Source organism: Streptomyces sp. NPDC048018 (genome assembly GCF_043202995.1).
Lineage (GTDB): Bacteria > Actinomycetota > Actinomycetes > Streptomycetales > Streptomycetaceae > Streptomyces.
Window position 1 is genome coordinate 146,028 of record NZ_JBIDBK010000009.1, and the last position, 25,732, is coordinate 171,759.

24 protein-coding genes and 1 tRNA gene are annotated in these 25,732 nt (G+C 71.4%); 10 read left to right on the forward strand and 15 right to left on the reverse strand.

Annotation, left to right across the window (positions count from 1 at the left end; all coding sequences use genetic code 11):
• The first annotated feature begins 42 nt into the window (after positions 1–42).
• Complete coding sequence (locus ACGF1Z_RS29500; RefSeq protein WP_393009062.1) at positions 43–543, forward strand: GNAT family N-acetyltransferase; 501 nt, start codon at positions 43–45, stop codon at positions 541–543.
• A 143-nt stretch (positions 544–686) separates the two neighbouring features.
• Positions 687–1,655 (forward strand): trypsin-like serine peptidase, encoded by a 969-nt coding sequence (locus ACGF1Z_RS29505; protein WP_393009063.1) that lies wholly within the window; start codon positions 687–689, stop codon positions 1,653–1,655.
• A gap of 105 nt (positions 1,656–1,760) precedes the next feature.
• Here ACGF1Z_RS29505 and ACGF1Z_RS29510 read toward each other — a convergent pair.
• From ACGF1Z_RS29510 to galU, 7 genes are all read right to left on the reverse strand, one after another.
• A tRNA-Ala gene (locus ACGF1Z_RS29510) sits at positions 1,761–1,834 on the reverse strand.
• A gap of 96 nt (positions 1,835–1,930) precedes the next feature.
• A complete protein-coding gene (glpR, locus tag ACGF1Z_RS29515) occupies positions 1,931–2,986 on the reverse strand; it encodes a gephyrin-like molybdotransferase receptor GlpR (protein ID WP_393009064.1) in 1,056 nt (351 codons plus the stop codon).
• A gap of 146 nt (positions 2,987–3,132) precedes the next feature.
• Positions 3,133–3,750, reverse strand: a complete 618-nt coding sequence (locus ACGF1Z_RS29520) for a GNAT family N-acetyltransferase (RefSeq protein WP_393009065.1) — start codon at positions 3,748–3,750, stop codon at positions 3,133–3,135.
• Positions 3,747–4,343: a molybdenum cofactor biosynthesis protein B gene (locus ACGF1Z_RS29525; protein ID WP_393009066.1), complete on the reverse strand. Its 597-nt coding sequence runs from the start codon at positions 4,341–4,343 to the stop codon at positions 3,747–3,749. Before ACGF1Z_RS29525 ends, ACGF1Z_RS29520 begins: the two co-directional genes overlap by 4 nt.
• The gene (gene moaC, locus ACGF1Z_RS29530; RefSeq protein ID WP_393009067.1) at positions 4,340–4,825 is read right to left on the reverse strand and encodes a cyclic pyranopterin monophosphate synthase MoaC; all 486 of its coding nucleotides are present in this window, start codon (positions 4,823–4,825) and stop codon (positions 4,340–4,342) included. The genes ACGF1Z_RS29525 and moaC overlap by 4 nt, the downstream gene beginning before the upstream one ends.
• 57 nt (positions 4,826–4,882) lie before the next feature.
• Entirely contained in the window at positions 4,883–6,241 is a 1,359-nt protein-coding gene (gene glp, locus ACGF1Z_RS29535) for a gephyrin-like molybdotransferase Glp (RefSeq protein ID WP_393009068.1), read from the reverse strand.
• Between the two features lie 4 nt (positions 6,242–6,245).
• A complete protein-coding gene (gene galU / locus ACGF1Z_RS29540) occupies positions 6,246–7,145 on the reverse strand; it encodes a UTP--glucose-1-phosphate uridylyltransferase GalU (protein WP_393009069.1) in 900 nt (299 codons plus the stop codon).
• Between the two features lie 151 nt (positions 7,146–7,296).
• Here galU and ACGF1Z_RS29545 point away from each other — a divergent pair, with 151 nt between their 5' ends.
• Positions 7,297–7,902 carry a 5-formyltetrahydrofolate cyclo-ligase gene (locus tag ACGF1Z_RS29545; protein WP_393009070.1) on the forward strand — a complete coding sequence of 202 codons (606 nt, stop codon included), beginning with the start codon at positions 7,297–7,299 and terminating at the stop codon, positions 7,900–7,902.
• Between the two features lie 39 nt (positions 7,903–7,941).
• Here ACGF1Z_RS29545 and ACGF1Z_RS29550 read toward each other — a convergent pair whose 3' ends face one another.
• Positions 7,942–10,668, reverse strand: a complete 2,727-nt coding sequence (locus ACGF1Z_RS29550; RefSeq protein ID WP_393009071.1) for a penicillin acylase family protein — start codon at positions 10,666–10,668, stop codon at positions 7,942–7,944.
• Positions 10,669–10,890: 222 nt separating this feature from the next.
• On the opposite strand from ACGF1Z_RS29550, the gene ACGF1Z_RS29555 reads away from it, so the two are divergent.
• The 6 genes from ACGF1Z_RS29555 (at position 10,891) to mscL (ending at position 16,708) form a co-directional block, all read left to right on the forward strand.
• A complete protein-coding gene (locus ACGF1Z_RS29555) occupies positions 10,891–12,450 on the forward strand; it encodes a potassium/proton antiporter (RefSeq protein WP_393009183.1) in 1,560 nt (519 codons plus the stop codon).
• A 246-nt stretch (positions 12,451–12,696) separates the two neighbouring features.
• Entirely contained in the window at positions 12,697–13,977 is a 1,281-nt protein-coding gene (locus tag ACGF1Z_RS29560) for an MFS transporter (protein ID WP_393009072.1), read from the forward strand.
• Positions 13,978–14,046: 69 nt separating this feature from the next.
• Positions 14,047–14,373, forward strand: a complete 327-nt coding sequence (locus tag ACGF1Z_RS29565; RefSeq protein ID WP_393009073.1) for an FmdB family zinc ribbon protein — start codon at positions 14,047–14,049, stop codon at positions 14,371–14,373.
• 90 nt (positions 14,374–14,463) lie between these two features.
• Entirely contained in the window at positions 14,464–15,324 is an 861-nt protein-coding gene (locus ACGF1Z_RS29570) for an S-methyl-5'-thioadenosine phosphorylase (protein WP_393009074.1), read from the forward strand.
• A gap of 223 nt (positions 15,325–15,547) precedes the next feature.
• Complete coding sequence (locus tag ACGF1Z_RS29575; protein ID WP_393009075.1) at positions 15,548–16,081, forward strand: hypothetical protein; 534 nt, start codon at positions 15,548–15,550, stop codon at positions 16,079–16,081.
• A gap of 114 nt (positions 16,082–16,195) precedes the next feature.
• Positions 16,196–16,708, forward strand: coding sequence for a large conductance mechanosensitive channel protein MscL (gene mscL, locus ACGF1Z_RS29580; RefSeq protein WP_393009076.1), 513 nt, complete (start codon positions 16,196–16,198; stop codon positions 16,706–16,708).
• A 19-nt stretch (positions 16,709–16,727) separates the two neighbouring features.
• Here the strand turns inward: mscL and ACGF1Z_RS29585 are convergent, their stop codons facing one another.
• The 7 genes from ACGF1Z_RS29585 to ACGF1Z_RS29615 form a co-directional block, all read right to left on the reverse strand.
• Positions 16,728–16,943, reverse strand: a complete 216-nt coding sequence (locus ACGF1Z_RS29585) for a hypothetical protein (RefSeq protein WP_393009077.1) — start codon at positions 16,941–16,943, stop codon at positions 16,728–16,730.
• Between the two features lie 57 nt (positions 16,944–17,000).
• The gene (locus ACGF1Z_RS29590) at positions 17,001–17,420 is read right to left on the reverse strand and encodes a hypothetical protein (protein ID WP_393009078.1); all 420 of its coding nucleotides are present in this window, start codon (positions 17,418–17,420) and stop codon (positions 17,001–17,003) included.
• Entirely contained in the window at positions 17,417–18,103 is a 687-nt protein-coding gene (locus ACGF1Z_RS29595) for a Rieske (2Fe-2S) protein (protein WP_393009079.1), read from the reverse strand. The genes ACGF1Z_RS29590 and ACGF1Z_RS29595 overlap by 4 nt, the downstream gene beginning before the upstream one ends.
• Entirely contained in the window at positions 18,100–18,699 is a 600-nt protein-coding gene (locus ACGF1Z_RS29600; RefSeq protein WP_393009080.1) for a 4Fe-4S dicluster domain-containing protein, read from the reverse strand. Before ACGF1Z_RS29600 ends, ACGF1Z_RS29595 begins: the two co-directional genes overlap by 4 nt.
• Before the next feature lie 7 nt (positions 18,700–18,706).
• The gene (locus ACGF1Z_RS29605) at positions 18,707–21,016 is read right to left on the reverse strand and encodes a molybdopterin oxidoreductase family protein (protein WP_393009081.1); all 2,310 of its coding nucleotides are present in this window, start codon (positions 21,014–21,016) and stop codon (positions 18,707–18,709) included.
• The gene (locus tag ACGF1Z_RS29610) at positions 21,013–22,155 is read right to left on the reverse strand and encodes an MFS transporter (RefSeq protein WP_393009082.1); all 1,143 of its coding nucleotides are present in this window, start codon (positions 22,153–22,155) and stop codon (positions 21,013–21,015) included. The genes ACGF1Z_RS29605 and ACGF1Z_RS29610 overlap by 4 nt, the downstream gene beginning before the upstream one ends.
• Positions 22,156–22,599: 444 nt before the next feature.
• Entirely contained in the window at positions 22,600–24,024 is a 1,425-nt protein-coding gene (locus ACGF1Z_RS29615) for an MFS transporter (protein WP_393009083.1), read from the reverse strand.
• A 530-nt stretch (positions 24,025–24,554) separates the two neighbouring features.
• Between ACGF1Z_RS29615 and ACGF1Z_RS29620 the strand changes: the two genes are divergently transcribed.
• A complete protein-coding gene (locus ACGF1Z_RS29620; RefSeq protein WP_393009084.1) occupies positions 24,555–25,727 on the forward strand; it encodes a low temperature requirement protein A in 1,173 nt (390 codons plus the stop codon).
• The last annotated feature ends 5 nt before the right edge of the window (positions 25,728–25,732 follow it).

The window sequence follows — 25,732 nt, forward strand, 5'->3', positions numbered from 1 at the left end:
AATACCGACACCCGACGCCCGCATACATGTACGATGCTGCGCATGGATATTCGCCCCACTCCCTTCGATCACCCTGACGCGGTCAAGCTGAACGACGCCGTGCAGCTGGAGTACGCCGTGCGCTACGCGGACGACGACGGTGACGGTGAGGGCGATCTCACTCCGCTCGACCCGTCGATGTTCGCCCCGCCGCAGGGCCTCTACCTGATCGCGTACGACCCCGGGGGCTTCCCGGTCGCCACCGGCGGCTGGCGCACCCAGGAGGCGAACGACGAGGGCTACGCCGACGGCGACGCCGAGCTGAAGCGCATGTACGTGGTTCCCGAGGCGCGCGGCCTGGGCCTCGCCCGCCGCATCCTCGCCGCCCTGGAGGCCGACGCCCGGGCCGCCGGCCGGACGCGCATGGTCCTGGAGACGGGTACGGCCCAGCCCGAGGCCATCGCCCTCTACACCACCAGCGGCTACGAGCCGTGCGCCAAGTTCGGCTACTACCGGGAGTACCCGAACAGCCGCTGCTACGCGAAGGCGCTCGGGACCGTCTGAGGTCCCACGGGGGGCGGCCCGCCGCCCGCCCCAGAATGGCTGTGACACGCCCCTGACAAAGCTCGGGGGCTCTGTCACGCTGCCCGGGCACGTCGATCCGCACCGTTCTCATCCCCCACCTGCCTCGGCAGAAGGAGACATGCGTGAGACGCCATCGCTTCGCCCCGGCCGTCCTGCTGTCCGTCGGCGCCCTCGTCGCCGGCGGACTCGCCTCGACGGGGGCGGCCCAGGCCGCCGACACCACCGGCCACTCGTTCACGACGGCACAGCAGGACCGGACGGCCGCCTTCTGGACGCCGGACCGGATGCGCTCGGCCACCCCGCTGGACCTCACGGCGGACCCCGGCTCCGTGCGCCGGGTCCCGCACGCGGCCGCCCCGACGACCATCGCCCCGACGGCGGCCGGCACCACGGCCGCGTCCCCCGCCGCGTTCCCGCAGGCGGGCGGCGCGTGGACCGGCGGCGGCGCGGTCGTGAAGACCTCCGGCCGGGTCTTCTTCACCTTCCAGGGCCGCACGGCCTCCTGCTCCGGCAACGCGGTCACCAGCCAGAACGCCAGCACGGTGATCACCGCCGGGCACTGCGTGAAGTACCAGGGCGCCTGGCACACCGACTGGGTCTTCGTCCCCGCCTACGCCGACGGCAACGCGCCCTACGGGCAGTGGACGGCCGCCAGGACCCTCACCACCCCGCAGTGGGAGGCGAGCGAGGACATCAACTACGACGTCGGCGCGGCCGTCGTCGCCCCGCTGAACGGCCGGACCCTCACGTCGGTCACCGGCGCCCAGGGCATCCGGTTCAACGGCGGCTACAACAAGCCGATGTACGCCTTCGGCTTCCCGGCCGCCGCTCCGTACGACGGCAAGAAGCTGACCTACTGCGCCGGCAACACGTCCAAGGACTTCCTGCTCTCCCAGGACCACTCGCTCGCCTGCAACATGACCGGCGGCTCCAGCGGCGGCCCCTGGTTCGCCTCCTTCGACGAGAGCACCGGCACCGGCTTCCAGGCCTCGGTGAACAGCTTCGGCTACAACTTCCTGCCGAACCGCATGTTCGGCCCGTACTTCGGCACGGACGTCCAGAACCTCTACAACAAGGCCCAGGCCTCCTGACGTTCGCACCAGAGGAAGAGACCCGGGGACGGGCCCGGAACCGAGCCCGGAAACAAGCGAAGGACCCCGCCCGATCTTGCGATCGGACGGGGCCCTTCGTGTCTGTGGACCTGTGGGGATTTGAACCCCAGACCCCCTCGATGCGAACGAGGTGCGCTACCAGACTGCGCCACAGGCCCTTGCGACGTGTGAAACATTAGCATCCCCACGGGCGATGTTGGAAATCCGCTCCCCCGCAGGTCAGCCGGGGACCGTCGCGGGCCCCCGGCGAGGGGTCACTCGTTGGCCGCCCGCGGTCGGTCGTCGTCCGCGTACTGGTCGAAGAGCGGGGTCCGGCCGTGGTCGCGGCGGGGGCGCGGCTGGGCCGTGCGCTGGCGGGGAGCCGGGGCGGGAGCCGGAGTCGGGTCGGCCGCCGTGGAGGAGCGGGCCGAGCTCCAGGTCTCCGGATCCGTGATGTCGACCCCGCCCGAGGCGCGCGGGGCGACCGGGGCGGTGACGTACGTGGGGAGCGGGACCGGGACCGGCTCCCAGCTGTCGCCGCGGGCCGGACCCCGCTCGCGCTGCTGGTCCACCCACTCCGCGTGGTCCGTCTGCTCCACCAGCGCGCGGCGGTCCGCCTCCTGCGGGGAGACGGACTGGGCCGGCGCCGGGGGCTGGGCGGGCTCCGGCTCGGGCGTCGGGGCCGGACGGCGGCTCTCGCGCAGCCGGGCCGCGGCGGCCTCCGCGCTGCGCCGGTCCATCACGTAGACGAAGCGCCGGCGCTCCTGGGCGCGCAGGTAGACGATGTACGCGCTCAGGAGCACGGCCGGGACGGCCGGGGCCCACAGGAACGCGAGGCCGCCGACGGCCGCCACGACCGCACCGAAGGTGAAGGCCAGGAAGAGGAGCACCGTGGTGCGCCGGCGCCGGGCCAGGGCCTTGCCTCTGCGGGCCCGCTCGGCCGCCGCGCTGGGCGTGCGCCGGGCGGGTCCGGGGGCGGGGGCCTGGGCGGGGGCCTGGGGCTTCGGGGCCGGTTCCGGCATCTCCAGACGGGCTTCCGTCCTGGCCGCGGGCGCGCTGAAGGCCCGGACGTCGACCGAGCTCAGATGCTCTGTCTCCGCGTCCGGGTCCACGTCGGGCGCCGCTTCCTCCGCCGCACGATCCCGGTCCCGCAGCTCCTTGGCGTAACGGCGCTCCATGCCCGCCCGTCCGGACAGCAGCCGGATGGCGGTGCTGAAGCGTTCCGTCGGACGGGCCTCGTTCAGCTCGTCCTGCCTGCGGAGCCACATCGGCACCAAGTAGGCGGCCCAGGCCCCGACGATGACTGCGTAGATGAGGCCGCTGCTGCTCACGCCTCACACGGTAGAGGGGTTCGGGTGAGGGCATCGGCCAATTGGCCCGGTGTGTCGCACGATCTGGCTGATATCACTGAACTTTTTTGTGATTGTTCAGATCGATTGACGGTCAACTGGCGATGTAATTCGAACACTTATGGGAATTAGTGGGGTTGGCGACGGGCCTGGTGCCAGCGGCGCAGCAGTCCCTCCGGCACTTCCTCCACCGTCAGCGCGAAGACCAGATGGTCACGCCAGGCGCCGTCGATGTGGAGGTAACGGGGCCTCAGCCCCTCCTCCCTGAATCCCAATTTCTCGACGACCCGCCGCGAGGGACCGTTCTCCGGGCGAATGCAGACTTCCATCCGGTGCAGCCCGACCGTGCGGAAACAGTGGTCCACGGCCAGCGCGACCGCCGTCGGCATGACACCGCGGCCGGCCACCTCGCTGTCCACCCAGTAGCCCACATGGCCCGAGCACATCGAGCCCCAGGCGATCCCCGCCACCGTCAACTGCCCGACCAGACGCCCCTGGTACTCGATCACGAACGGCAGCATCCGGCCCGCGTTCGCCTCCGCCCGCAGATGGCGCACCATCTGACGGTACGTGGGACGCTGCGCCACCGGGCCGACCGGGCCGGGCGGCGGGACGGTCGCCTCCCACGGGCGCAGCCAGTCGCGGTTGCGCCGGTTCACCTCGCGCCAGGCCCGCTGGTCGCGCATCTTTATCGGGCGGAGCAGCACGTCGCCGTCCACCAGGACCACGGGCCAGGAGGGGATCATGACTCCGGGCCCGCTTCCGACGCCGCTCTCGGGTGGTCGCCGCCGCGGATCTGGTCCACGGCGTGGACCAGCAGCGGCTCCAGCACCGCGAGCCCGTCGCGCACCCCACCCGTCGAACCGGGCAGATTCACGATCAGCGTGCCCCCGGCCACCCCGGCCAGGCCCCGCGAGAGCGCCGCGGTCGGCACCTTCTCCCGGCCGTACGCGCGGATCGCCTCCGGGATGCCCGGGATCTCCACGTCGAGGACGCGCCGGGTGACCTCGGGGGTCTCGTCGGTCGGCGAGATGCCCGTACCGCCGGTGGTGAGGACGACGTCGTAGCCCGCCGCGACCCCGGCACGCAGCGCCGCCTCGACCGGCGCGCCGTCCGGGACGACCTGCGGGCCGTCCACGGCGAAGCCCATGCGGCGCAGCCCCTCCGCGATCAGTGGGCCGCCCTTGTCCTCGTAGACGCCGGCCGCCGCCCGGTTGGAGGCGGTGACCACGAGGGCGGAGTACGGGGCGGTGAGGGCGCCGCCGACCGCGCCGTCGAGCGCCGCCGGGGCGTGAGCCTCGTGCTCGTGCGCTCCGGCCACCCGGCCCGCGCGGGTCATGAGGCGCTCCGCGTCCAGTGGCCGGACTTGCCGCCGGTCTTCTCCTCCACCCGTACGTCGGAGATGACCGCGCCCTTGTCGACCGCCTTGACCATGTCGACGACGGTCAGGGCCGCCACCGACACCGCCGTCAGGGCCTCCATCTCCACGCCCGTACGGTCCGTGGTCCGCACCGTCGCCAGGATCTCGACGGCGTCGTCGGCGACCGCCAGGTCCAGCGTGACGCCCGAGACGGCCAGCGGGTGGCAGAGCGGGATCAGCTCCGGGGTCTTCTTGGCGCCCATGATCCCGGCGATCCGGGCCGTGGCCAGCGCGTCGCCCTTCGGCACGCCCTCACCACGGAGCAGCTCGATCACGCGCGGCGAGACGAGGACGCGGCCGCTGGCACGGGCGGTGCGGGCCGTGACGTCCTTCGCGGAGACGTCGACCATGCGGGCCGCCCCCGCCTCGTCGATGTGGGTGAGGCCTTGCTGCGTGCTCATGGCGGTGACACTCCCGGTCGCTGTGTGGGACGACACGGTACCCCCACCATGCACCCCTCAGCCGAGGAGGACCACTTCGAGTTCCGTGCCGGGTTCCACCGCCGTGGCCTCCTCCGGTACGACGAGGAGGGCGTCCGCGTGGGCGAGCGCCGCGATCAGGTGGGAGCCCGCGCCGCCCACCGGGGTGGCGGTGCCCGACGCGGCGTCGTAGGTGCCGCGCAGGAACTGGCGGCGGCCCGCAGGCGAGGACAGTGCGCGGTCCGACGTCAGCACGGCGCGGACGGTGGGGCGCTGCGCGTCGGGCCGGTCGCGCAGGCCCATGAGGGCGCGGATCGCGGGGCGTACGAACAGCTCGAAGGAGACGTACGAGGAGACCGGGTTGCCCGGCAGGGCGAGCAGCGGGGTGTGGTCGGGGCCGATCATGCCGAAGCCCTGCGGCTTGCCCGGCTGCATCGCCAACTTGCGGAAGTCGACCTCGCCGTCCGCCGTCAGCGCCTCCTTCACCACGTCGTACGCCCCGACGCTGACCCCGCCCGTGGTGACGATCAGGTCGGCCCTGATCAGCTGGTCCTCGATGGCGGCGCGCAGCGACTCGGCGTCGTCGGCGACGGCGCCGACGCGGTAGGCAAGGGCGCCGGCCTCGCGTGCGGCGGCGGCCAGCGCGAAGCTGTTGGAGTCGTAGATCTGTCCCTCGGCCAAGGGCTCGCCGGGCTGGGTCAGTTCGCTGCCGGTGGAGATCACGACCACCCGCGGACGGGGGCGCACCCGCACGGTGCCCCGGCCGATCGCCGCGAGCAGGCCGATCTGCGGCGCCCCGAGGACGGTCCCCGCGGCGAGCGCCAGCTCGCCCGCGGTGACGTCGCTGCCCCGGGCCCGGACATGGGCGCGGGCCTCGGCGGGACGGTGGACGCGGACCTCACCCGCGGCGCCCTCCGGAGCGGCCGCCGCGGGGCGCATGGCGCCCGCCGCACCCCCGCCCGTGCCGCCGTCGGTCCACTCGACCGGGACGACGGCCTCGGCACCGGGCGGCAGCGGGGCGCCCGTCATGATCCGGGCGGCCTCGCCCGGGCCGACCTCGGGCAGGCCGCCGGCGCCCGCGGCGACGTCGCCGATCACGGTCAGGACGGCGGGGAACTCCGCGCTCGCCCCGGCCACGTCGGCGACCCGCACCGCGTACCCGTCCATGGAGCTGTTGTCGAAGGGCGGCAGCGCGACCGGCACCGTGACGTCCTCGACGAGCACGCACCCCTGGGCGTCGAGCAGCTGCAGCTCGATGGGCTCGAGCGGGGCGACCGTGGCCAGGATGTCGTCGAGGTGCTCGTCGACGGACCACAGGCCGCGGGCCGGGCCCGCGCAGGGGTCACCGGAGGAGTCGCCCGCGGGGTCGCGGTCCGACGGTGCCGTGCTGCTGCTCAAGGTGCTACATCTCCTCGCTGACGTAACTGCGGAGCCAGGTCCGGAAGTCCGGTCCCAGGTCTTCACGTTCGCACGCCAGTCTGACAATGGCACGCAGATAGTCGCCACGGTCGCCGGTGTCGTAGCGGCGGCCCTTGAAGACGACGCCGTGGACGGGTCCGCCGACCCGTTCGTCCTGGACGAGTTTCTGCAGGGCGTCGGTCAGCTGGATCTCCCCGCCGCGGCCCGGCGCGGTCTCCCGCAGTATCGCGAAGACGGCGGGGTCCAGGACGTAGCGGCCGATGATCGCGAGGTTGCTCGGGGCCTCCGCCGGCTCCGGCTTCTCCACCAGGTCCGTCACCTTCACCACGTCCGACTCGTCCGTCGGGCCGACGGCCGCGCAGCCGTAGAGGTGGATCTGGGAGGCCTCGACCTCCATGAGCGCGATGACGCTGCCGCCGAAGCGCTCGCGCACCTCGACCATGCGGGCGAGCAGCGGGTCGCGCGGGTCGATCAGGTCGTCGCCGAGGAGCACCGCGAAGGGCTGCTCGCCCACGTGCGGGGCGGCGCAGAGCACGGCGTGGCCGAGACCGCGGGGGGCACCCTGGCGGACGTAGTGCATGGTGGCCAGGTCGTTGGACTCCTGGACCTTGGCGAGCCGTTCGTCGTCGCCCTTGCGGGTGAGCGCCTCCTCCAGCTCGTAGTTCCGGTCGAAGTGGTCCTCGAGCGGGCGCTTGTTGCGGCCGGTGATCATCAGGACGTCGGAGAGCCCGGCCGCGACGGCCTCCTCCACGACGTACTGGATCGCCGGTTTGTCCACGACCGGCAGCATCTCCTTGGGCGTCGCCTTGGTGGCCGGCAGGAACCGGGTGCCGAGGCCCGCGGCCGGGATGACAGCCTTCGTGAGGGACGACGTCTGAGTCATGCGGAGCACCCTAGCCGTTCGGTATGGGAGGAATATGAGAGATGGAGGAGATGCAGGAGATACGGAGAGATGCAGAGAGAAACCACGCATCGGCCGCGCTTTCCCGGCCCTCGTACCGCTACCGCCCGATACCAGAGGAATACCAGCCGCTTTGAGCACCGAACCCCGTGAGGAACCGACCGAGAAGGCCCTCTTGCGCCGGGCCCTGCTGACCGCCCGCGCGGCGCTGACCCCGCAGGACATCGCGGACACGGCCGGCCTGTTGGCGGAGCACGCCCTGGAGCTGTCCGAGCTGGCGGAGGCCGGCACCGTCGCCGCATACGTCTCGGTGGGGCGCGAACCCGGCACCCGGGCTCTCCTGGACGCGCTGCGCGAGCAGGGCGTACGGGTTCTGCTGCCGGTCCTGCTGCCCGACAACGACCTGGACTGGGCTGCTTACGAGGGCGCCGGGCGGCTCGCGAAGGCGGGCCGGGGGCTGCTCGAACCGGTCGGCGAGCGCCTCGGTCCCGAGGCGGTGTGCGCGGCGGACGCGGTGCTGCTCCCGGGCCTCGCGGTGGACGCGCGGGGCATGCGGCTCGGACGGGGCGGCGGCTCGTACGACCGCGTCCTGGCCCGGCTCGTACGGGCGGCGGCGGATCCGGCGCTGGTGGTGCTCCTCTACGCGAACGAGGTGGTCGCGCGGGTCCCGGAGGAACCGCACGACCACCCCGTGCACGCGGTGGTGACCCCGGAGGGGGTCCGGCGCTTCGGGCGCTGAGGAGCCGTCTGCTCCCGCCCGTCCGAGCGCCGGGGAGCGCTACGGCTCCAGCTTGAGCGTGTCCCTGGTGCCGGCCTCGACCGCAGCCTGGCCGTAGGACCAGTCGAGCAGCTCGCCCTTCGCCCACTTCTCGGTCTGGTCGGTGTAGTGGCTGCTGAAGGCGTGGCCGGAGGCGCCGGTGAGGTTGATCCAGCGGGACCGGTCCCAGTCGCCGACGTTGACGACCATCCGCATCGACGGCACCCAGATCACGTCGTAGCCGCCGGCCGCGTTCCAGCCGGTCGCGTCGACCGCGGCCTCGCCACCGCCCAGGTTCCACGGGCCGCGGTTGAGCATCGACTGCACGAACGCGGGGCCGGCGGTGCCGAGCGTCTGGTTCTTCAGGGTCAGCTGGTGCAGCCGGCCCCAGCTCCAGGTGGAGACGTCCTTGCCGAGCTTGGCGGTCAGCTCCCAGCGGGCGTCCCTCATGGCCTGGGCGAGCAGCTGGTCACGGGTCTCGGTGGGGGCGTCGAGCCGGTCGCCCGGCGTCTTCCACCACTCGTTCTTCTCCTGCTTGAGCAGCGGGCGGACCACCTCGTACCAGCGGTCGCCGCCGTCCGGCTGCGCCGTGTCGGCGTCCCGCTCGCCGCACTCGCGGACCAGCCTGTTCTGCTCGTCGACCGGGCCGGTGGTGTCGGCGACGCGCACGTTGATGCACTCGCCCTCGACACGCAGTTCCTTGGGCAGCTTGTCGCCGAAGGCGAGCTTGAGGACGTTGCGCCAGACCGCGTTGAAGTACGCGGCGGCGGCCGAGTCCGGCTCCTGGGTGTAGTCCCAGCCCTCGAGCAGCTTCTGCGCCTCGCGCACCTGCGGGTCGGAGATGTCGATCTTCAGCAGCAGCGGGTTGAGCAGGGTCGCGATCTCGCTGCGGTTGTCCGTCTGCATCGTCTGCATGTCGTCCGACGAGATCTTGCCGCCGTCCTTGATCTTCGACTCGATCAGGTCGTTGATCCGCTGGCTGCGGGAGCCGTAGCCCCAGTCCCGGGTGAGGAGGTAGGGGTACTTCTTCTCGTCGACGACGGCCTGGTTGGCCGTGACGATGTAGCCGCGGGCCGGGTCGTACTCGTAGGGCAGCTCGTCGAAGGGGATGTATCCCTTCCAGTCGTACGAGGAGTCCCAGCCGGGCACGGGCAGGGTGCCGTCGTAGGTCTTGGCCTTGGTGCGGACCGGGATCTTGCCGGGGGCCTGGTAGCCGATGTGGCCCTGGGTGTCGGCGTAGATCAGATTCTGGGACGGGACCTCGAAGTCCTTGGCCGCGGCCCGGAAGCTCGGGAAGTCCTTGGCGCGGTTGAGCTCGAAGACGGCGTCCATGGACTTGCCGGGCTGCAGCGCGGTCCAGCGCAGGGCCACGCCGTAGCCGGTGCCTCGGTCGGGGGCGGCGTTGCCGACGGGTGCGGTCTTGCCGACCTTCTCCAGCTCGGTGGAGCGGTCCGAGACGAGCGGGCCGTGCTCGGTGGAGCGGATGGTGATCGTGCGGTCCCCGTCGCCGGCGACCTTGATGACCTCGTCGCGGACGAGGAACGGCTTGGTCTTGCCGTCCACGAGGTAGCCGTCGGTGCCGATCTTCTCCAGGTAGAGGTCGGTGACGTCGGCGCCGAGGTTGGTGAAGCCCCAGGCGACCGAGTCGTTGTGGCCGATGATCACGCCGGGGGTGCCGGAGAAGGTGTAGCCGGCGACGTCGTAGCGGCAGGTCGCCGAGACGGAGCGGCAGTGCAGGCCCATCTGGTACCAGAGGGACGGCAGCATCGGCGCGAGGTGCGGGTCGTTGGCGAGCAGCGGCTTGCCGGAGGTCGTGTAGTCGCCCGAGACGACCCAGGAGTTCGAGCCGATGCCGTTGCCGTTGGGGCCGAGGAGGGCCGGGATCTCGTCGAGGCTGTCGGAGAGCGCGGCGAGCTGGGACTGGATGCCCTGGGAGCCGCTGTCCCCGCCGGTGCCGCCGTCGTCGTTCTTGGCCTCGGCCTTGGGGTCGAACTTGCCGGTGATCTTGTCGACGGCGCCCTTGTCGACGATCGGCTGGTGCAGCTCGTATGGGTACCCCGGGTAGAGGTCCTTGATCTGCTGCGGCTTGAGCCGGCTCGTCATGAGCGAGCGGTCGATCTCGTCCTGCATGTTGCCGCGCAGGTCCCAGGCCATGGCCTTGAGCCAGGCCACCGAGTCCACCGGGGTCCACGGCTCGATGCTGTACTCGTTGCTGAAGGCGAGGGCGGCGTACTCCACGGAGACGTCGGACGGGTCCCGGCCCTTGAGATAGGCGTTGACGCCCGAGGCGTAGGCCTGGAGATTCTTCTTCGTCTCCGGCGACAGGACCTTGTCGTACTCCTGCTGCGCGACCCGACGCCAGCCCAGCGTGCGCAGGAACGCGTCGGTGTCGACCTGGCTCTTGCCGAACATCTCGGACAGACGGCCGGCCGTCACGTGACGGCGGACGTCCATCTCGTAGAAGCGGTCCTGCGCCTGGACGTAGCCCTGGGCGCGGAACAGGTCCGCCTCGTTGTCGGCGTAGATCTGCGGAACGCCGTAGGCGTCGCGCTTCACCTCGACCGGGGCGGAGAGTCCGTCGATCCGAATCGTGCCGCTGGTCTGCGGGAACGAGCCCCGGACGGTGCTGACGCCCCAGTACGCGCCGTACCCGACACCCGCGACCAGAGCGAGGACCAGGACGAGAACGATCAGGCGGGCACGCCGCCCCTTCTTCTTGGCGGGGGGCGCGGTCGTGTTGGAGGGCATCGCTGTCCTTCGAGGGGCAGGGTGGTCCTGGAGTACGGGTGCAACCTTAGGCGCAGCGCCTGGAGGCACTGGACGCGGTGTCAGGAAGAGCACCGTACCTATACGTACTGACGTACGAAGAGACACCAAGGAGACGTCAAGAACGCGTTAAAGATTAGGTAAGGTAACGAAGTACCGGCAGCGGAGGAACGATCTGCCTGCACGTGAGGGAAGGAACGGCCACTGACTGTCCACCAGCTCAACGAACTCCTGCTCATCTGCTCGCTCGTACTGCTCATCGCTGTCGCGGCGGTGCGGATCTCGTCCCGGAGCGGGCTCCCCAGCCTGCTGCTGTACCTCGGGATCGGGGTCGCCATCGGGCAGGACGGCATCGGCAACGTCGCCTTCGACAACGCCGAACTGACCCAGGTGATCGGCTACGCCGCACTTGTGGTGATCCTGGCCGAGGGCGGCCTGGGCACCAAGTGGAAGGAGATCAAACCCGCGTTGCCCGCAGCGGTCGTCCTGTCGACCGTCGGCGTCGCGGTGAGCGTGGGCATCACGGCCTCGGCCGCGCACTACCTCGTCGGCCTGGAATGGCGCCAGGCCCTCATCATCGGCGCCGTCGTCTCCTCCACCGACGCCGCCGCCGTCTTCTCCGTGCTGCGCAAGGTCCCGCTGCCCTCCCGGGTCACCGGCATCCTGGAAGCCGAGTCCGGATTCAACGACGCCCCCGTCGTCATCCTCGTCGTCGCCTTCTCCGCCGTCGGACAGGCCGACTCCTGGTACTTCCTCGTCGGCGAGATCGCACTGGAGCTCACGATCGGCGCCGCGGTCGGCCTCGCCGTCGGCATCATCGGCGCCTACGGGCTGCGCCATGTCGCCCTGCCCGCCTCCGGCCTCTACCCGATCGCCGTCATGGCCATCGCCGTCGCCGCCTACGCCGCCGGCGCCATGGCGCACGGCTCGGGCTTCCTCGCCGTCTACCTGGCCTCGATGGTGCTCGGCAACGCCAAGCTGCCCCACGCCCCCGCCAACCGGGGCTTCGCCGAGGGGCTCGGCTGGATCGCCCAGATCGGCATGTTCGTGCTGCTCGGCCTGCTCGTCACCCCGCACGAGCTGGTCCGCGACTTCTGGCCGGCGATCGTCATCGGCCTGGTCCTCACCGTGGTCGCGCGCCCCATGGAGGTCTTCGCCAGCCTCCTTCCCTTCCGCATCCCCTGGCGGGAACAGGCCCTGCTGTCCTGGGCCGGCCTGCGCGGAGCCGTCCCGATCATCCTCGCCACGATCCCCATGGTCTCGGGGATCCAGGGCAGCGAGCGGGTCTTCAACATCGTCTTCGTGCTCGTCGTCGTCTACACCCTGATCCAGGGCCCCACCCTCCCCTGGCTGGCCCGGGCCCTGGAACTCCGGGACTCGGCCGAGGCCGCCGACCTGGGCGTCGAGTCGGCCCCGCTCGAGCGGCTGCGCGGCCACCTGCTGTCCGTGGCGATCCCCGAGGGCTCGAAGATGCACGGCGTCGAGGTCGCCGAGCTCCGGCTCCCCGCCGGCGCCGCCGTCACCCTGGTGGTCCGGGAGGACAGGAGCTTCGTCCCCGGCCCCGCCACCGTGCTGCGCCGCGGCGACGAACTACTCGTCGTCGCCACCGACCCGGTACGGGACGCCGCCGAGCGCCGGCTGCGGGCCGTCGGCCAGGGCGGAAAGCTGGCCGGCTGGCTGGGCACCGGCGGCTCCACCGCCGTCGGCGCGGTGGAACCGCACCGGAGACCCCCTCGAAAGCCGTTCCGGCGAACGTCCGGTTAATCCCAGGCATTAATTCGGACCGGAGGGCGTTTTCCCAGGCGGGAAGACGCCCTTCCCTGTACCATGAAGGCACACTTGATCGAACCAACTCTGCCTGACGCAGAGCTGGCGCGACCGTATGGCGGCCGAGGCGCCCTCCGCAGTGGAGCCCGGTATCTACCGCAGTTCCGCGCAAGAGGACAGCTCTCGGCGAAACCCGCACCACCGTGCTCGGGCGCGCTACCAGGCGGCAGAAAGGCAAGGACCGTGGCGTCCACGGTCGTCAACGAGAAGCGGCCCGGTTACGGACAGCTGCTGCGCACCCCGGGTGCTCTCTCCTTCCTGCTCCCGGGCTTCGCCGCCCGGCAGCCCTTCGCGATGCTCACCATCGGCATCGTCCTGCTCGTCCAGCACACCAGCGGCTCCTACGGCAGCGCCGGTGCCGTAGCCGCCGTCACCGGCGTCTCCATGGCGCTCTTCGCCCCGCAGAGCGGCAAACTCGCCGACCGCTTCGGCCAGCGGGCCGTCCTCGTTCCCGGCGTGCTCATCCACACCGCCTCCGTCTCCCTTCTCGTCGCGCTCGCGCTGGCCGGCGCCCCGCTGTGGGCACTGTTCCTCGCGGCCATCCCCTCGGGCGCCTCGGTGCCTCAGGTCGGACCGATGGTCCGGGCCCGCTGGGCGGCCAAGCTGGACGGCACCCCTCTGATGCCGACCGCCGCCGCCTTCGAGTCGGTGACGGACGAGTTCACCTTCGTCGTCGGCCCGGTCCTCGCCACCGCCCTGTGCACCGGCGTCCACCCCGCAGCCGGCCTGATCGCCGAGGCCGCGCTCACCCTGTTCGGTGGCCTGTTCTTCGCAGCCCAGCACCGCACCCAGCCGGCCCACGGCCTGGCCGCCGCGGCGGCCCAAGCAGACGGCGAACCGCACCGCTCGGCCCTGTCCATCCCCGGTGTCCGCGTCCTCGCCATCGCCTTCCTCGGCATCGGCTCGGTCTTCGGCGGCATGCAGGTCTCCCTGACCGCCTTCTCCGAGGAGATCGGCAACCCCGGCGCCAACGGCCTGCTGTACGGCATCTTCGCCGCCGGCAACATGCTCGCCGGCATCGCCATGGGCGCCATCGCCTGGAAGACCGGCCCGCGCCGCCGCCTGTTCCTCGGCTACGCCGGTCTGACCGTCGCCGCCTCCCTCCTGTGGTCCACCCACTCGGTCGTCCTGCTCGGCGCCCTCGGCCTGATCGTGGGGCTGTGCATCGCCCCGGCCCTGATCACCGGCTACACGATCGTCGAGACCCTGGTCCCGGCGTCCTCCCGCACCGAGGCCTTCACCTGGCTGACCGGCGCCGTGGCGCTGGGCCAGGCCGCGGCCGTCACGGTCGCCGGCCGGCTGGCCGACGCCCATGGCTCCAGCACCGGGTTCCTGGTGCCGATGGCGGGCACGGCGCTCGCTCTCGTCACCCTGGTCGCCCTGCGTTCGCGACTCCGGCCCCACGTGTCGAGCCGGGTCGCGGCACGTGGTATCGGTCACCGAGTCCCCGTGCCGGTGGACTGAACCCGCGGAATACGTCACTATGGATCGTCGTTAGCACTCGATGAGTGTGAGTGCCAGGAGGAAGTCAAAGTGCCGACCTACCAGTACCAGTGCACCGAGTGCGGCGAGGGCCTCGAGGCGGTGCAGAAGTTCACGGATGACGCCCTGACCGAGTGCCCGAGCTGCGAGGGACGCCTGAAGAAGGTGTTCTCCGCGGTCGGCATCGTTTTCAAGGGCTCCGGTTTCTACCGGAACGACAGCCGTGGTTCGTCGTCCAGCAGCTCCCCGGCCTCGTCCAAGGCCTCCTCGTCCACGACGCCTTCGTCGTCTTCGTCGTCGTCCTCCTCCTCGGCGTCTTCCACGTCGTCGAGCACGACCTCGACCTCGACCTCGTCGAGCTCCACCTCGGCGGCCTGACCCAGGCGCCGCTGCACGTACCTGACGAATGCCTTACCGATCCGTTCGGTGAGGCATTCGGCGTTTCACAGCGCGGCTAGGGTGACGCTCATGGCGACCCAGACGACTGACGTGTTCGCGGACATCGGTGTGATCGGCGGCTCCGGGTTCTACTCCTTCCTGGACGATGTGACCGAGGTGTCGGTCGACACCCCGTACGGCAGCCCCAGCGACTCACTCTTCCTGGGCGAGATGGCCGGCCGGCGGGTCGCCTTCCTGCCCCGGCACGGCCGCGGCCACCACGTGCCGCCGCACCGGATCACCTACCGCGCCAACCTCTGGGCCCTTCGCTCGGTGGGGGTGCGCCAGGTCCTCGGGCCGTGTGCGGTGGGCGGACTGCGCGAGGAGTACGGCCCCGGCACCCTCGTCGTGCCCGACCAGCTGGTCGACCGGACGAAGTCCCGCGCGCAGACCTTCTTCGACGGTGAACCGCTGCCGGAGGCCTGGGGCGGGGCCGTACCGAACGTGGTCCACGTGACCTTCGCCGACCCCTACTGCCCGGACGGGCGCCGGGTGGCCGTGAAGGCCGCCCGGGGGCAGGGCTGGGAGCCGGTCGACGGCGGCACGATGGTCGTCATCGAAGGCCCCCGCTTCTCGACGCGCGCCGAGTCGCGCTGGCATGCGGCCGCGGGCTGGTCGGTCGTCGGCATGACCGGCCATCCCGAGGCCGTCCTCGCCCGGGAACTGGGACTCTGCTACACCTCCCTCGCACTGGTGACGGATCTGGACGCGGGCGCGGAGACGGGGGACGGCGTCTCCCACACCGAGGTCCTGCGGGTGTTCGGCGAGAACGTCGGCCGGCTGCGCGACGTGCTCTTCGACGCGGTGAGCGCGCTCCCCGCGACGGTCGACCGGGACTGCCTGTGCACCCAGGCCCATGCGGGATGGGATCTGGGCATCGACCTGCCCTGAGCGGCGCGAGCGGGGGTGAGGCGCGGACCGCGACGCGAGGACCGATCTGCCTCAAGCCTCCTCGCCCCGCCCCGCGGCGACAATCGCTCGCGGGAGTGAGGAAGTTGTCCACAAGCGCCGGGTTGTCCACAGGCCCGAGCAGGATCGCGGCTCGTGCGGGACGGTGAGTGCGGTTCGCCGGAGGGTCCGGCGAACCGTCCGACTCACGACAGGCGGTTGCGCGATGCACACGGACTCCTGCCTCCCTCACACCCGCACCTCGGTGCCCCCGCCGTGCGGCGTGCCGCACTTCGACCCGCTGCGCGTGCGCGGCGGGAAGGCACGGCTGCGACGGGCCCTGCGCCGCAGGCGGCGGGCGCCCGCCGCGGTCCTCGCGATGACCGCCGCCGCGCTCGCGGCGACCGGAGCCGCCGGAGCGGACGACCCGGTCCCGCAGCCACCCCCGCAGGTCCGGGGGCATCACGCGCCGGCGCCGGCGCCGCTCGTGTCCGCTCCGGTGCGGATCGCCGACGCGGCGACGGTCCGGCTGCTGCGCCCCGGCGACCGGGTGGACGTGATCGCCGCGCCCAACTCCGGTCTGGGCGGCGGCGGTGAGGCCCGGGTGGTCGCCTCGGGCGCCCGAGTGGACGAAGTGCCGCGTCCGGGTGAGACTCGTTCGGACGGTGGGGCCCTGGTCGTCCTGTCCGTACCGCGGTCGACGGCGACGGCGCTCGCCGGTGCGGGCATCACGTCACAACTGGCGGTTACGCTGTGCTGATTCGCACTGACGGTCTGTCAAGTAACCGTCCCGTGTGTACGGATTGGACGCCTCTGCGCCGAGCGCGGCGTAATGGCTCCGCACACAGGAGCACACGCGACGAAAGGCACCTTGGTGGCCGAGAAGAAGGAAAGCTTGCTGGGAGGCTTCAAGGCCTTCCTGATGCGTGGCAACGTGATCGACCTGGCGGTGGCCGTCGTCATCGGCGCCGCGTTCACCAACATCGTGAACTCGGTGGTCAAGGGCATCATCAACCCGCTCGTGGGAGCCTTCGGCACCAAGGACCTGGAGGGCTACTCGTCCTGCCTGCAGGCCCCGTGCCGGGTGGTCGACGGCGAGATGCAGGGCATCCAGATCCAGTGGGGTCTGGTGCTCAGCGCCGTCCTCAGCTTCGTGATCACGGCGGCCGTCGTCTACTTCCTCATGGTCCTGCCGATGGCGAAGATCCTCGCGAAGCGCGCCGCGCACGAGAAGGCGAAGGAAGGCGTCCAGGAGACGCTGGAGGTCAGCGAGCTGGAGGTGCTCAAGGAGATCCGCGACCACCTGGTCTCGCAGCGCGGTCCCGTGAACAACACCGGCGTGACCTCGCAGACCGGAAGCGGCACGGGGGCGCACTCCACCTCCTGACCGACGGCTCGCGTCGGTGTCAGAGGTGGTGCGGCGGCTTCTCGTCGAGGAAGCGCGCAAGGTCGGCGGCGCTGTCGCCGCCGGTGGGAGGCCGCTCGCCCCATCCACGGTCCGTATCGTCCGCGGACTGCCGGTCCAGCGGATCGTCGAAGATCAGTGCCGGCCTGGGTTGGGGGTTGGGGGGTGTGTCGGACTGCTTCGCTGCGCGCGGTCCGTGGGCGGGGGCGGTGCTCATGTATTCAGGTTACGCCGGAAGCACCGCCGTGTTCCCCTCTGATCTGCGGAATTCCGCTCACCGGTCCTTCGGGTCGAGCAGCCAGAGGCCGAGGACGACGAGGAACGACAGGACCAGGAAGCCCGCTCCCCACCAGGCGGTCCCGGTGTCGCCGGACATCCACTCGTCGACGACGACCGTCAGCCCCCACAGCTGGCCGATGACCACGGTGAGAGCGAGAGCCAGGCGGGCGGAGAGCTTCGAGGAGCGCTCGGGCTCCTGGTCGGTGCCGGCGCCCGGGCCCGGACCGGTGTGGCGGACCCGGGGATCGCCGTAGCCGCTGGTGGGGCGGATCTGGGGGTAGCGCTCGTGGACCGGGCGGTTGAGCCGGGGCTGGGCGCTGCCGGGGGTGTAGACGGCCGGGGACGGCACGTCCCGGGGGGATCCGCCCTGGTGGCCGGGGGCGGCCGGGTCCTTGGGGAACGGGGTGTCGGTCATGTCCTGCGGCTCCTCTCCAGGGCGCCGCGGGCGGAGGCATCCGGACAGCCGAGGCGTTCGGCGAGGCCGGGGCGCTCCTGGCCGAGCTGGCGGCACAGGCCTTCCTGGGTGCTCTCCCCGGAGCGGGTGGTGCCCACGGCCCAGACGCTGCCGTCGTCGTCCTCGACGAGGATCACCTTCGGCAGGGCGCGGGGCGGCGGGCCCGCGGTGACCTCCCCGGTGCGGGCGTCGAAGACTCCCTCGTGGCAGGGGCAGTAGAGCTCGCCCTCGCTCCCCCGGTCCTTGCGCCAGAGCACCGCACAGGCGAGGTGGGTGCAGACGGCGGAGTAGCCGGCGAGGGTGCCGTCCTGAAGGCGGACGGCGACGGCGCGGTCCTCCTCGTCGGGATAGCGGAAGGCGACGGAGTCGCCGGGAAGGATCCGGTCGGCGATCCGCTTGGGTTCGAGGGCACCGTCGCTGTCACCGTGCCGGTGCAGGATCCCGGACGCGACGCCGATGCCGCCGACCGCCAGGCCGCCGGAGACGGTGGCGACGATCCGCAGGTAGTCGCGGCGGGTGGTGAGGGAGTCGGCGGAGATGCGGTCACGGAGGGCCACCTGGGCCGCGTCGGCGGGGTCGGCGTCCGTGGGATGCGCGTCCGTGGGGTCGGAGCCGTGGCCGGGGGGCTGTTCGGTGAGGCTCATCGGACATCCACTCCGTTGACTTCGACGATGGGCAGGCCGCCGGGGACCGGCCACTGGACCTTGTCGGCGGGGACGACCATCGCCACGCCGGTGGAGACGGTGGTGGACCCGAAGGTGAAGGAGTCGGCGACCTCGACGCCGGGGCGTTCGGCGCGGAGCTCGTCCAGGGTCCCGTAGAAGAGGGCGCCGGTGGGGCAGACGGTGGCGCACATGGGGGCGAGACCGTAGGCGGTGCGGTCGTAGCAGAGGTTGCACTTCATCTGCAGTTTCGCCTGGAGGTCGATCTTCGGGACGCCGAAGGGGCAGGCGTTGACGCAGTTGGCGCAGCCGATGCAGCGGGTGGTGTCGGCCTGCTGCACCACGCCGTCCGCGGTCACCAGGATCGCGTCGGCCGGGCATACCTCGGCGCAGGGGGCGACGGGGTCCTCGCAGTGCATGCAGACGGTGGGAAGGGAGGCGACGGAGTGCCCCTCGTCGGGGTAGTCGAGGTGGATCATCGACTTGCCGCGGTGCGAGTCGCATTCGCGGCAGGCGGAGACGCAGGCCTGGCAGCCGATGCAGCGGCCCGGGTCGATGAAGATCGTGCGGCCCATCATGACGCCGTCAGCTCCTCTCCGAGGTGCCACGGCCCTGCGGGGACGTGGGGGGAAGGGGGTCGTCGCGGGAGATCTGGGTGGCCGGGTAGGCGACGTGGCCGGGGGCGGTGGGCGGTGCCGGCACCTCGTCGATGCGCTCCGCGGCCTCGATGCGGGCGGCGCAGACCTTGTACTCGGGGATCTTGGACCGGGGGTCGAGGGCGTCGATGGTCAGCGCGTTGGCGGCGGTGGGGACGGGCCAGTGGTACGGGACGAAGACGGTGTCGGGGCGGATCGCCTCGGTGACCAGGGCGGGGAAGACCTCGCTGCCGCGCCGGGTGACCACGCGGACCGGGTCGCCGTTGCGGAAGCCGTGAGACGGGTGGACCTCGACCCAGGGACGCGGGGTCTGCTCGACGAGGGCGCCCAGGCGGCGGGTCTGGTTGCCGGAGAGGAAGTGGGCGACGGTGCGTCCGGTGGTGAGTGAGAGGGGGTACTCCTCGCTGTACGGGTCCATGGGCGGATGCCATTCGACGACCTGCATATGGATCTTGCCGTCGGGGTGGTAGCTCCGGCCGTCCTCGAAGAGGCGGGGCGTGCCGGGATGGTCGGTGGTGGGGCAGGGCCAGGCGATGCCGCCGGTCTCCTCGAGCCGCTCGTAGGTGATGCCGTAGTAGTCGTTGACGGTGCCGGCCGAGGCGATGCGGAGCTCCTCGAAGACGGAGCGGGAATCCGGGAAGGCGAACTTGTCGCCGGCCCCGAGCCGCTTGGCGAGCTCGCAGATGACCCAGGTGTCGGTGCGGACGCCGGCGGGCGGTTCCTGGGCCTTGTTGTGCTTGACGACCCGGGCCTCGGCGTTGGCCATGACGCCCTCGTCCTCGGCCCAGACGGTGACAGGGAAGACGACGTGGGCGTTGGCGGCGGTCTCGGAGAGGAAGAAGTCGAATTGGGCGTGGAACTCGGTGGCGTCGTAGCCCTCCTTCACCGTGGCGTAGTGCGGGAGGGAGACGAAGGGGTTGTTGCAGATGCCGATGAGGCCGCGGATCTCCCGGCGCTGCATCTGCCAGACCATCTCCATCATGGAGGTGCCGGCCGGTGGGAGTTCGGACTCCTCGATGCCCCAGATCTCACAGATCTGACGGCGGTGTTCGGGGTTGGAGATGGAGCGCCCGCCGGGCAGCAGGTCGGACTTCTGGCCGTGTTCGCGTCCGCCCTGGCCGTTGCCCTGGCCGGTGATGGTGCCGTAGCCGGCGCCGGGGCGGCCGATGTTCCCGGTGGCGACGCACAGGTTGATGATCGTCAGGCAGTTCTCGACTCCCTGGGAGTGGTGCTCGACGCCGCGGGCGTGCCATGCCATGGCCCTGCCCGCGCCGGCGAACATGCGGGCGACCTGGACGATCTGCTCCTCGGGGACGCCGCAGATCTGGGCGGAGCGGGCGGGCGGGTACGCCTCGACGGTCTTCTTCACCTCCTCCCAGCCGGTGGTGTGGGCGGCGAGGTAGGCCTCGTCGGTGAGGCCCTCGGCGACGACGACGTGGAGGACGGCGCTGAAGAAGGCGGAGTCCGTGCCGGGCTTGAGAGCGACGTGGATGTCGGCGGTGCGGGCGATGGCCGTCTCGCGCGGGTCGACCACGATGAGGGTGGCGCCGCGGTCCCTGGCTCCCCACAGGTACTGGGTCATGACGGGGAAGCACTCGCCGACGTTGGAGCCGGCGATGAGGAGGCAGTCCGTGAGGAGGATGTCGGAGAAGGGGTTGCCCGCCCGGTCGATGCCGAAGGCGAGCTTGTTGGCCCCGGCGGCGGACACCATGCAGAGCCGGCCGTTGTAGTCGACGTGCCGGGTCCTGAGGGCGACGCGGGCGAACTTGCCGACGAGGTAGGTCTTCTCGGAGTAGAGGCTGGCGCCGCCGAGCAGACCGAAGGCGTCGTTGCCGTACTCGGTCTGGATGCGGCGGATCTCGGAGACGGTGAAGTCGAGGGCCTCCTCCCAGCTCGCCTCGCGGAAGGGCTCGTCGCGGTTGCGGCGGAGCAGCGGGCTGGTGAGCCGGTCGGGGTGGTTGACCTGCTGGTAGGCGTTGATGCCCTTGGGGCAGAGCCGCATGCGGTTGATGTCGTGGTTGCGGGGTTCGACGCCGAAGACCTTGCCGCCGCGGTCGACGCGCAGATACATGCCGCACTGCACTCCGCAGAAGCAGCAGTGGGTGGGGACGAGGGTCTCGCCGTTCTGGTCGGCGTGCCAGCGGTCGGCGGGGATGCCGCCGGCGTCGCGGAAGTTGCGGGTGCCGGGCGGCGCGACGGAGGGGTCAAGGGGCAGGGGAGCGGGCAGTGGCGAGGTCACTTGAAGCCCTTCTTGACGTGGCTGAGGTAGGCGGTGCCCCGCAGGACGCGTTTGCAGCGCGGGCAGTACTCGGCCCATTCGTCGAAGCCGAGCCTCAGGTCGCGCATGGTGCCCTGGAGGTTCTCGACGTAGGAGGCGCTGTCGATGGGCTGCCCGCAGCGGCGGCAGGCGAGGAGGCCGGAGCCGTCGCCGTCGCCGTCGGGCTGCCCGGCACGGCGGCGGGCGGTGTACTTGAACAGCTGCATGCCGACGGCGGCGGGCCGCTGCACGATGTGGAAGAACTTCCCGAACGGGATGTAGATGAGGGTGAAGACCACCGACACCATGTGCAGGATCGCCAGGAACTCGTAGCCGCCGCCGTGCAGGAAGATCGAGGAGAAGGTGAGCAGCAGACCGGTGACGGAGATGACGACGAGGGCCAGCAGCGGCACCAGGTCGTAGGCGAAGCGCTGTCCGGTGACGGCTCCGCGGTCCTTCATCCGGCGCCACAGGAAGTAGGCGGCGCCGGGGATGACGAGCACGGCGGCGATGTCCAGGCCGTGGAACATGAGCCAGCCGACGACGTTCAGCGAGTCGAAGCCGAGGACCTTGAAGCCCCAGATCCGCATCTCGTAGCCGGGTCCCGAGCCCGTCGACGAGGTGAAGGTGAACCAGCCCCAGGTCAGCGGGAAGGTGATGAGCGCGGCGAGGACGCAGCCCCAGAAGATCAGCTGGTGGGCGGCCCAGCGGGCGTGCGAGCGGGCGCCGAGGAACTTCTGGAAGCCGAGGTACGTGGCGATCATCCGGGGCAGGGCGGTGGGCGCCCTGCGGAAGTTCTCGACGGAGAAGAAGGCGCGCCAGCCCTGCTGGAACAGACGCCGGGCGCCCGGGGCGGAGACCCACACGGTGTAGCGGTAGGCGACGCCGAAGGCGAGGAAGACGGTCGCCACCGCGTAGGGAAGGAGGGCCGAGTCGAAGTCGCGCAGCAGTCGGCTGCCGAGGACGATCGCGAGGATCAGCAGAAGGGAGACGCCGGTCCCGGCGACGGAGGCACGTCGGCGCACCTGGGCGGGGCTCTGAGGGGGCCGTTCGGTGGGGACGGGCGGGGGGTCGGCGGTGGCCTGCTGGGGCTCGGCGGAGGCCTGCGGTGGCTCGATCACGCCGCCACTTTAGGTAGTTTTTTACCCTATTCGCCCGTTATATGGCACGGAGGGGTGAGTGTCTCCTGCCAGGGCGCGGGCGGCTGCGGATGCTCAGGACGGCACCGGCGCTCGGCGGGCCCGCCGGACTCGGACGGCGTAGCGGCCGCCGGCGCGGAAGGTCTCCTGGGCCGCGGGCGCGGAAGGTCTCGCGGGCCGCCACCTGCTCCGGGGTGGGGGACGGTGTGCCATGGAGGGTGCGCGGCCTGGCGCGGGCTCCCCCCTTCGCTTCGCCGAGCTTGTGGAAGGGGAGGACATCGTCCTCGCTGCTTCCTCCGTGGCATTCCGCCTGATCGGTCCCATGGGGTGGCATCGGTCACCGGTGGACCGCCGAAGGCCCCCCAGCCCGGGGACGGGGGAAGGCCCCGCCGGGGCAGGGCCTTCTCCGGAGTCCGACGGGGCCGGTCAGCTCGGCGCCTCGGCGCCGTTGCGGGCGTAGAACCACCAGGTCACGACCATACAGCTGACGTAGAAGCCGACGAATCCCCACATCGCGCTGGTCACGGCCACCGAGGCGAAGAGGGCCGGGATGAAGAAGAAGCCGTAGGCCGCGACGCCCGAGGTGAAGCCCGTGACGGCACCGGACTCCATCTCCGCCTGCTTCAGCGCCCGGGCGTACTCGGGGGTGCCTTCCGTCAGCCCCTTCAGGTGGGTGCCGCGGAAGATGACCGGGATCTGCCGGAAGGTCGAGCCGTTGCCGATGCCGGAGAAGAGGAACGCCGCGAGGAAGCAGAGGAAGAAGCCGTAGAAGGAGCCGCCGTCCCCGCCCGAAGGCAGGAAGGCGATCACGCCCAGGAGGGAGACCGCCATGCCCGCGAAGGACAGGATCGTCACCCGCGCGCCGCCCCACTTGTCGGCGATCCAGCCGCCCGCCCACCGGGCGAGGGCGCCGACCGCCGGCCCCATCCAGGCGTAGGTGGCCATCGAGTAGTCCGGGAACGTGGTCTTGATCAGCATGGGCAGGGCCGCGGCGAAGCCGATGAAGGAGCCGAAGGTGCCGACGTACAGCCAGGTCATCAGCCAGTTGTGCTTGCGCTTGAAAATGATCTTCTGGCGGCTGAACGGGGTGGAGGCGACCTTCAGGTCGTTCTGGCCGAACCAGGCGACGGCGGCCAGCACCAGCAGCACCGGGACCCAGATGAAGGCCGCGTTCTGCAGGTGGACCGGCGTGCCGTCGGCCTTGTGCTGGGCGGAGCCGATCGCGATCGTCGACCAGGTGATGACGATGGGGGTCAGCAGCTGGACGGCCGAGACGCCCAGGTTGCCCAGACCGCCGTTGATGCCGGTCGCGTTGCCCTTCCCGGCCTTCGGGAAGAAGAAGCCGATGTTGGCCAGGGAGGAGGCGAAGTTGGCGCCGCCGATACCGCAGAGGGCGGCGATGGCGACCATCACGCCGTACGGGGTCGACGGGTCCTGAACGGCGATGCCGAGCCAGATCAGCGGCACGATCAGCACGAGCGTCGACAGGGCGGTGAAGCGGCGCTGCCCGATCATCGGGCCGAGGAAGGTGTAGAGGATCCGGGCGGTACCGCCGGTCAGACCGGGGACGGCCGTCAGCCAGAACAGCTGGGACGTGGAGAACCCGAAGCCGACGTCCTTCAGGCTGGTCGCGGTGACCGACCACACCTGCCACACGACGAACGCCACGAGCAGCGCCGGCACCGCGATCCACAGATTGCGGGCGGCGACCCTCTGCCCGACGGACTTCCAGAAGAGCTCGTTCTCCGGCTCCCAGTCCGTGATCGGCTTCCCGGGCCTGTACTGCTCCATGTCGTACGAGGCGGATGCCGGCCCGCTCGTCGTTCTGCTGTCCTGGGCTACGGAACTCATGGCGCTTCCCTGACGTTTCGAGGGGTTCCTTGCTCTTCCAGGCTGCGTCGCGCCCGAGGGGCGGGTGAGAGGCGATGGTCGTCGGCACGGGCGGGCCTAGGTCCCGTCGGACACGGGACGTTGCGCCGTCGGCACCGCGCCCACGCCGTCGGCACCGCGCCGGGCCGCCGGAGCCGCGCCCCTGCCGCCGGCACCGCGCCGCCGGCACCGCCCCCGCGACGGCGGGCGCCGCCTGGGGTCCGTCGTGCCCGGGCGCAGGATGGAGGCGGGGCCGGCACGGCTCCCGAAAGGACCTGGGCGGGGAGGACCTGCGGCCCTGCGGGACGGGACCTGTGGCGGGTCGGCGCGGCGACCGGACGGACGTAGCGTGAGGTCCGAGGGGACCGTGGCGGCGCACGACACCGCCGCCGCGGCCCCGGACGGGGGCTCGCCCGGTGGCCTCGGCGCGGTGGGCGCCGCGGCCGGTCCGTGGGGAGCGGCCCGTGGTGTCGTGGCTGTCGCCCCACCCGCTGATCTGGTGTTCTGTGGGCATGACGCAACCCTTCCTCCCCCTGACCGCTCGTTCCCGTGACGAGGCGCACCGGGCAGCCACACCGCTCGAGTTGTTCTTCGACCTCTGTTTCGTCGTCGCGGTCGCGCAGGCCGGGGCCGAGCTCGTGCACGCCGTGGCGGAGGGACATGCCGGGTCCGGGATCCTGAACTACGCGATGGTCTTCTGGGCCATCTGGTGGGCGTGGATGAACTTCACGTGGTTCGCCTCGGCGTACGACAACGACGACGTGCTCTACCGCGTGGTCACGCTCGTCCAGATCGCCGGTGTGCTGATCCTCGCCGCCGGGGTCTCGCGCGCCTTCGAGGACCACGACTTCCTGGTCGTCTTCATCGGCTACGTCGTCATGCGGCTCGCCCTGTCCTCCCAGTGGCTGCGGGCCGCGCACCACGCGACCGACGCCGCCGAGCGGACGATGTGCCGGCGGTACGCGGGCGGGGTGATCGCCTGCCAGATCGGATGGGTGGCACTGCTGTTGGTGCCGGAGGACGCCCGGCCGTGGGTCTTCCTCGTGATGGCACTGGCCGAGATGGCCGTACCCGTCTACGCCGAGAAGGACGTCACCACGCAGTGGCATCCGCACCACATCGCCGAGCGCTACGGCCTGTTCACCATCATCGTGCTCGGCGAGTCGATCGCGGCGGCGACGGTCGCCGTGAAGTCGGGCGTCACCGAGAACGACGCCCTCGGCGAGGTGCTGCCGATCGCCGCCGGCGGGCTCCTGATCGTCTTCGCCGCCTGGTGGATCTACTTCGTCGTGCCCGCGCACGACCGGCTCGTCTCGAACCGCCAGGGCTTCCTCTGGGGCTACGGCCACTACCTGATCTTCGCCTCGGCCGCCGCGATCGGCGCCGGCATCGAGATCTCCGTCGAGCAGGCGGTCGGCAAGGCGCACCTGTCCACGCTCGCCGCGTCGTCCGCCGTGACCATCCCCACCGCCGTGTTCCTGCTGTGCGTGTGGCTCCTGCACGCCCGGTACTTCAAGGTCGGCATCGCCCAGCAGGCCGTGCTGCCGGTGTCGTCCCTGGCCATCCTCATGTGCACCTTCGCCGGGCACTGGGCGGTCCTCGCGGCCGGTCTCGTGGCCGCCGCGACCGTGGCGGTCGGCGTGACGCTCACGGCCACCAACCCGGCCACGCGCGGTACCGGCTGAGACAC